At 46.8% G+C, this 6,467-nt stretch carries 5 protein-coding genes and 2 pseudogenes; 5 read left to right on the top strand and 2 right to left on the bottom strand.

Annotated elements, in window-relative coordinates; translation table 11 throughout:
- Nucleotides 1-75 precede the first annotated feature (75 nt).
- The 4 genes and pseudogenes from Q4491_RS21310 to Q4491_RS21295 form a co-directional block, all read left to right on the top strand.
- A pseudogene (locus Q4491_RS21310) lies at nt 76-402 on the top strand (hypothetical protein); the annotation flags it as partial.
- A gap of 168 nt (nt 403-570) precedes the next feature.
- Nucleotides 571-852 carry a type II toxin-antitoxin system Phd/YefM family antitoxin gene (locus Q4491_RS21305; RefSeq protein WP_027250707.1) on the top strand — a complete coding sequence of 94 codons (282 nt, stop codon included), beginning with the start codon at nt 571-573 and terminating at the stop codon, nt 850-852.
- Nucleotides 849-1,004 (top strand): annotated as a pseudogene (locus tag Q4491_RS21300) (type II toxin-antitoxin system RelE/ParE family toxin); the annotation flags it as partial. The gene Q4491_RS21305 and the pseudogene Q4491_RS21300, both read left to right, overlap by 4 nt.
- Before the next feature lie 966 nt (nt 1,005-1,970).
- Nucleotides 1,971-3,536, top strand: coding sequence for a glycosyl hydrolase family 18 protein (locus tag Q4491_RS21295; RefSeq protein WP_303460758.1), 1,566 nt, complete (start codon nt 1,971-1,973; stop codon nt 3,534-3,536).
- A gap of 129 nt (nt 3,537-3,665) precedes the next feature.
- Here Q4491_RS21295 and Q4491_RS21290 read toward each other — a convergent pair whose 3' ends face one another.
- Both Q4491_RS21290 and Q4491_RS21285 read right to left on the bottom strand, forming a co-directional pair.
- The gene (locus tag Q4491_RS21290; protein WP_192016195.1) at nt 3,666-4,694 is read right to left on the bottom strand and encodes a methionine synthase; all 1,029 of its coding nucleotides are present in this window, start codon (nt 4,692-4,694) and stop codon (nt 3,666-3,668) included.
- Nucleotides 4,695-4,722: 28 nt separating this feature from the next.
- Nucleotides 4,723-5,700: a DUF1852 domain-containing protein gene (locus Q4491_RS21285; RefSeq protein WP_027250703.1), complete on the bottom strand. Its 978-nt coding sequence runs from the start codon at nt 5,698-5,700 to the stop codon at nt 4,723-4,725.
- A 195-nt stretch (nt 5,701-5,895) separates the two neighbouring features.
- On the opposite strand from Q4491_RS21285, the gene Q4491_RS21280 reads away from it, so the two are divergent.
- Nucleotides 5,896-6,381 (top strand): hypothetical protein, encoded by a 486-nt coding sequence (locus tag Q4491_RS21280; protein WP_303460751.1) that lies wholly within the window; start codon nt 5,896-5,898, stop codon nt 6,379-6,381.
- Nucleotides 6,382-6,467: the final 86 nt, after the last annotated feature.

The raw sequence follows: 6,467 nt of genomic DNA, 5'->3' as shown, positions 1-6,467 counted from the left end.
GACGATTATCAGATCATAAGTGAAGCCTTTTTTCTAGCTAAAATATGGGGTTAGGGCTAAAGATCCTGTCTATGAGCAGTCGATAGTCTGCAGCAAAAAGCAGATTCGCTAGATTTAAATAATCTCAATCTTGAAGTTTTTGGTGATGCGACACAAAAGGCTCAAGATTTTGCTCAGTCGATAGACACATTGATCAACACAGATTTCACTGACCATCAAGCGGTTGCAGCAGCAACAGATAAAATATCTAACGCTTACAGTTGCTTGGTTGATGTTTCTTCTGAGGCGACAGCAGAAAATTTGCTCGATAAAATCGTATCTTCAGTGAAGAACGATCAAGTATTGGCAATCATCGAAAAAGGTGTCGCGCAAGCGAAAACGGCGAAAGAGTGCATGATGTAAAAGGCCTCAAGAGGGACTGCCCCTCGACATTCGGTTTGTGCACTGGCTTTGACTGATAACAGGCGCGATTGCGGTCCCTCATTCGTGATAACGCAGCATCAACTTCTTGCTCATCACAGCTGGCTGAACTATCATTTGTACGTTATTTTGTACCAAATGGAGTTCAACATGAGTCGTATTCATTTCGATCAAGATATTCAGCCGTTGTCTGAATTTCGCGCAAGTGTCGCTTCTTACATCAAACAAATCAATGAGACTCGTCGTCCATTAGTAATTACACAACGTGGTAAAGGTGTCGCTGTGGTTCTTGACGTTGCAGAGTACGAGGCAATGCAAGAGAAAATCGAATTACTGGAAGAAATGCGCACAGCAGAAGCTCAGTTAGCTTCCGATCTGGGTGTTTCTCATGAAGATGCACGCGCCCAAGTGCTAGCACGCATTAAGAAATGAAAGTAGTTTGGTCTCCTTTAGCGCTTCAAAAGCTTGGTGACGTAGCAGAGTTCATCTCTTTAGATAATCCATCTGCTGCAGAAAAGTGGGTCAATGATATTTTCGACAAAACGAAGTTACTCGGAAGCATGCCTGTTCAATCACGAGTGATAAACCAGCGTTACCTACTCCCCCAGGGGAAAATTCAGGACGAATTTTCAGGTTGTCGGCGCCAGGAGCGCCTACAACCGGCCCGAACAACACCAAAGAATAAAAAGGCATTTCTGGTTACGCTTTGTGCCAGCAAAGAGTCACTGGCGCGCGTCACACCATGCCGAAAGAACCACCAGACTCAAGCGCGACATACTCTCCCAGCCACAAAATTACACTTGCTGTATGGATTCCCGCCTGCGCGGGAATGACGGCTTAACATGTACTTTGATGGCATTCCCCCAGGGGAAAATTCAGGACGAATTTTCAGGTTGTCGGCGCCGGGAGCGCCTACAACCGCACCGGACAACACCAAAGAATAAAAAAGGCTTTCTGGGTACTCTTTGGCCCACAAAGAGTACCTGGCGCGCATAAAACAATGCTAAGTGAAGCACCGAACTCAAGCGCGACATACTCACCCAGCCACAAAATTACACTTGCTGTATGGATTCCCGCCTGCGCGGGAATGACGGCTTAACATGTACTTTGATGGCACTCCCCCAGGGGAAAATTCAGGACGAATTTTCAGGTTGTCGGCGCCGGGAGCGCCTACAACCGCACCGGACAGCACCAAAGAACAAAAAGGCTTTCTGGGTACTCTTTGGCCCACAAAGAGTACCTGGCGCGCGTCAAACAAAGCCAATTAAACCACCGAACTCAAGCGCGACATACTCACCCAGCCACAAAATTACACTTGCTGTATGGATTCCCGCCTGCGCGGGAATGACGGCTTAACATGTACTTTGATGGCACTCCCCAAGGGAAAATAGACATTGATAGAGATCCTATATTCCCGCAAAGAACAAGTTGCTCAGTGACAAACTGTTTTAAACACCACCACAGAATCTTGTGATAACGCAGCCGCAGCACTTGCCGCCAAGGTGAAACTGATCCCATATAAGCGATATCCAACAATGAAGGAATCAGCAATGAAGATTGAGTCTGCTTTCAAATGGTGTCCTGCCGCGCTTGCGCTGATGGCTGCAAGCACTTTTGCCTATAGTCATGCCACTGAGCCTGATCTGTTCACCGGCACACATGGTGAGTTCCAGCAAAACAGCGGTCATGTGGTGGCTACTTATGTCGCCAACTGGTCGAATCCGGCCAGTATCAGTCAGATCAACGGGAACAACCTGACACATATCCTCTACGCTTTTTTAGATATTTGCGGTCCGGGTCAACGGGCAGGCCACGAAGCCACCTGCACCGGCAAGCCAGATTTTACACTGGCTGAAAATAACAGCACGATTGATAAAGCCTTCTCGGCCCAATTCAGTGAACTGAAAACCCGCTTCCCGCACCTGAAAGTTCTGCCATCAATCGGGGGCTGGGGCGGCGATGGCCCGTTCGCCCCTATGTCGATGAACAGTACCAACCGGCAGGTTTTCGTTCAGGCCATGGTGGATTACCTGAAAGCGAACCCGGCCTTTGATGGTGTGGATATTGACTGGGAGTGGCCGCAAAACCGGACAGAAGGTGAAGCCTATGCCGACCTGATGATAGATCTGCGGGCTGCGATGGACAAACTCAGCGCCGAAACCAGCCGTGAGTATCTGGTGACATCAGCCATCGCGACAGCGGAGTCTTATACCGCCAAGGTCAACTACCAGCGGGCAGAGCCTGCCATGGATCTGATTTTCCTGATGACCTACGACTTCTTCGGAGCCTGGTCATCTGACAATGTCGGCCATCACACTGCGATAAGCGCCCATAGCGGTAACTTAGCCAAAGGGTATGGTTTTGGCGCTGAAGATGCGGTTCAGAATCTGCTTGGTTTAGGCATGCCAGCTGAAAAGCTCGTACTGGGTGTTGCCAAGTATGCCAAGGGCTGGGACGGCGTCGCACTGAATCCTCAGGGATCACCCTTTGGTGGCGTGGCGACCGCCGGTTTTCCGAAAGCGGTGAATCCCTGGGATGTCGAAGGTATCGCGACGTATACCCGTATCTCAGATGAGATCCTCGGTCCGGACGGACTAGGCGTGAACGGCTTCGAAATTCGTTTCGATCCGGATTGTCAGTGTCACTACGCATGGCGAGGATCGGATGCGGCGTTTGTCGGCTTTGATCACCCGGCAGATATCATTGCCAAAGGCCAGCTGGCTACCAGCAAAAAACTCGGCGGCCTGTTCTCGTGGGAATACGGTCAGGACAATGGCGATCTGCTCAATGCTATGAATATCGGTGTTGGTAATCTGGACATGAAGACTCTGCCGGACGTGACAGACTGGCAACCAGATGCCGTCTATCTCGCCGGTGATCGCGTCAGATTCAACCACTTTGTCTATCAGGCCAAATGGTGGTCCCAAAACGACGAACCCGGCCATCCCCACGGGCCATGGGAAAAGTTGGACTTCACCCATGCGGCCAGCTGGTCTGCGGAGGCCACCTATCAAACCGGTGATCGCGTCACCCATAATGGCGTGGTGTACCAAGCCATGTGGTGGACACTCAATAACGAACCGGGCGCTCCGAACAGCCCATGGACGGCCTTGTAAACGTATAGATCAAGGCGAGGAAGATATCCTCGCCTTGCATCATTGCGGAGCAGTTTGGTTTGTGCAAAAAACCAATTAAACCGCAAGGTAATCCGGCAGCTAACCCTGCTAATTATCTCTATATTGGTACTAAGCCAATAGCTCTCTTCGGACGATGTCTGCACCTGCACTCAAGGCATTCAGCTTGCCCCTTGCGACGTCACGGGATAAAGGTGCCATGCCACAGTTGGTGCAAGGATAAAGCTTGTCGGCATCGACAAACTGCAGTGCTTTTCGCAGGGTATTGGCGACTTCCTCTGGTGTCTCAATGGTATTGGTTGCGACATCAATCGCTCCTACCATGACTTTTTTACCCCGAATGAGTTCCAGTAGCTCGATTGGAACCCGCGAGTTGTGACATTCCAGTGAGATGATATCAATATTCGATTGCTGCAGTTTGGGAAACACTTCTTCGTATTGTCGCCACTCTGAGCCCAAGGTCTTTTTCCAGTCTGTGTTAGCCTTGATGCCGTAACCGTAGCAAATATGTACTGCTGTTTCGCATTGAAGTCCTTCAATGGCTCTTTCTAAAGCCGCAATGCCCCAGTCATTGACCTCATCAAAAAACACATTAAAAGCAGGCTCATCAAATTGAATGATATCAACGCCAGCGGCTTCTAATTCTTTGGCTTCCTGATTGAGGATTTTGGCAAATTCCCAGGCAAGTTTTTCGCGGCTTTTATAATGGTTATCATAAAGCGTATCTATCATCGTCATGGGACCAGGCAGAGCCCATTTAATGGGTTGATTGGTTTGCTGACGTAAAAACTTGGCATCTTCAACAAAAACCGACTTGGGGCGACTCACAGGACCCACGACTGTCGGTACACTCGCATCATAGCGGTCACGGATTTTCACTGTTTTACGTTGTTCAAAGTCAACGCCGCTGAGGTGCTCAATAAAGGTTGTCACAAAATGCTGACGGGTTTGCTCGCCATCACTGACAATATCAATACCTGCCCGTTGTTGCTCTTGTAATGACACACGTAAAGCATCGTGTTTGCCGTCTATTAACTCCTCACCTTGTAATTTCCAGGGTGACCAAAGTGTTTCAGGTTCTGCAAGCCAAGAGGGCTTAGGTAAACTGCCAGAAGTTGAAGTCGGTAATAATGTTTTCATAATAGGCTCTATTGTAATTTATCGTTAATTATAAAGCGTAATTAGCAGACCACTGCTCAAGAATACTTTGGTATGGTTTGATGAAGTGTTCCTCAGCAAATTTACCTTGCTCAATAGCCAACTGGCTGCGTTCTGCTCGGTCATAAACAATTTGAGTTAATGAATGATCCTGATTTTTCAGATTGGGCTGATATAATTTTCCCGCTGAAGCATTCGCATTATAAATCTCAGGCCGGTAAATCTTTTGAAATGTTTCCATCGTACTGATGGTGCTTATCAGCTCAAGATTCGTATAATCATTCAGTAAATCACCAAAGAAATAAAAAGCTAAAGGTGCAGCACTGTTTTGAGGCATGAAATAGCGAACCTGCAATCCCATTTTCTTGAAATATTGCTCAGTCAGCGAAGACTCATTGGGTTGATATTCAAAACCCAATACAGGATGCTGGTTTTCAGTGCGATGATAGATCTTGCTATCCGAAACACTGAGACAGATAACCGGCGGCTTACTGAAATTAGCCTTGTATGCATCTGAATTAACAAAGCATTGGAAGAGCTTTCCATGCAGTTCGCCAAAATTATCCGGAATGCTAAACTTGGGTTGATTCTTATTATGATCCAACAGTAATACGCTAAAATCATAATCTCGCACGTAGGAGGAAAAATTATTCCCTACAATGCCTTCAATGCGTTCGTTGGTTTTATGATCAACAATGTTCGTTTTCAATACTTCAATCGATGGAAAAGCCTGACCACTGCCTTCAATATCCATATCCACTGAAATAATTTCAAGCTCGACAGAATAACGATCGCCTTTTTGATTATCCCAACTTGCCAAAGCATTAAAACGATTGTTAATCATCTTTAAAGTATTGCGCAAGTTCTCTTGACGGCTTTCACCTCGCGCCAAATTAGCAAAGTTAGTTGTGATACGGGTATTATCTGAAGGATGATAATTTTCATCGAAACAAATATTCTTTATCGTAAATCTAAAATCTTTATTCATGGTAACCTGTCATCCAATTTTCTGAGATAATCCTGAATTTATTTTTTGTTCTTTCCGGACTTTACAATTTTATATTTTTGTTTTTCCAGTCCGTCATCTTCACAGTTGTTTGATTTTCGCCTAATGGCCTCAATCAGAGCCAACTGCAAGATTGTATAAAGCTGACAATAGAGTAATTTATACTTGGGTCGAATTATGAATAAAAATGATTTAATTTCATTAATCTATGAATCACGTTCATGGTTTGTGAAAACCGAACGTAAAAACCGCACTCGCTGCATGGATTGCCGCCTGCGCGGCAATGACAGAGGTAACTTAATGAATGTAGGCCTGAAAACGCTCTATCCAACAACGATTCAGAGAACAAAGTTACCCACTCTACAAGGGAACATTCAGGACGATTTTTCAGGTTGTCGGCACCGGGAGCGCATCACACAATGCCAAATGAACCACCGAACTCAAGCGCGACATACCTCAGCTGTACCAAAATCCGCAGCTACAACACAAAAAAAACCGAAAGAAACCCACTCCCCAGGGAAAAATTCAGGACGAATTTTTAGGTTGTCGGCGCCGGGAGCGCCTACAACCGTCCCGGACCACACCAAAGAACAAAAAGGGGCTTTCTGGGTACTCTTTGCCCCAACAAAGAGTACCTGGCGCGCATCACACAATGCCAAGTGAACCACCGAGCTCAAGCGCGACATACCTCAGCTGTACCAAAATCCGCAGCTACAACACAAAAAAAACCGAAAGAAACCCACTCCCCA

The sequence above is a fragment of the Photobacterium sp. 2_MG-2023 genome (genome assembly GCF_030547675.1).
In the GTDB taxonomy this organism is placed as follows: domain Bacteria; phylum Pseudomonadota; class Gammaproteobacteria; order Enterobacterales; family Vibrionaceae; genus Photobacterium; species Photobacterium arenosum.
Note: the sequence above shows the minus strand (reverse complement) of the source record. Positions and strands in the feature narration are given on the sequence as shown.

Coding starts and splice junctions, on each gene's coding strand:
- Q4491_RS21305 (WP_027250707.1), top strand. CDS start 571: ATGAGTCGTATTCATTTCGATCAAGATATTCAGCCGTTGTCTGAATTT.
- Q4491_RS21295 (WP_303460758.1), top strand. CDS start 1,971: ATGAAGATTGAGTCTGCTTTCAAATGGTGTCCTGCCGCGCTTGCGCTG.
- Q4491_RS21290 (WP_192016195.1), bottom strand. CDS start 4,694: ATGAAAACATTATTACCGACTTCAACTTCTGGCAGTTTACCTAAGCCC.
- Q4491_RS21285 (WP_027250703.1), bottom strand. CDS start 5,700: ATGAATAAAGATTTTAGATTTACGATAAAGAATATTTGTTTCGATGAA.
- Q4491_RS21280 (WP_303460751.1), top strand. CDS start 5,896: ATGAATAAAAATGATTTAATTTCATTAATCTATGAATCACGTTCATGG.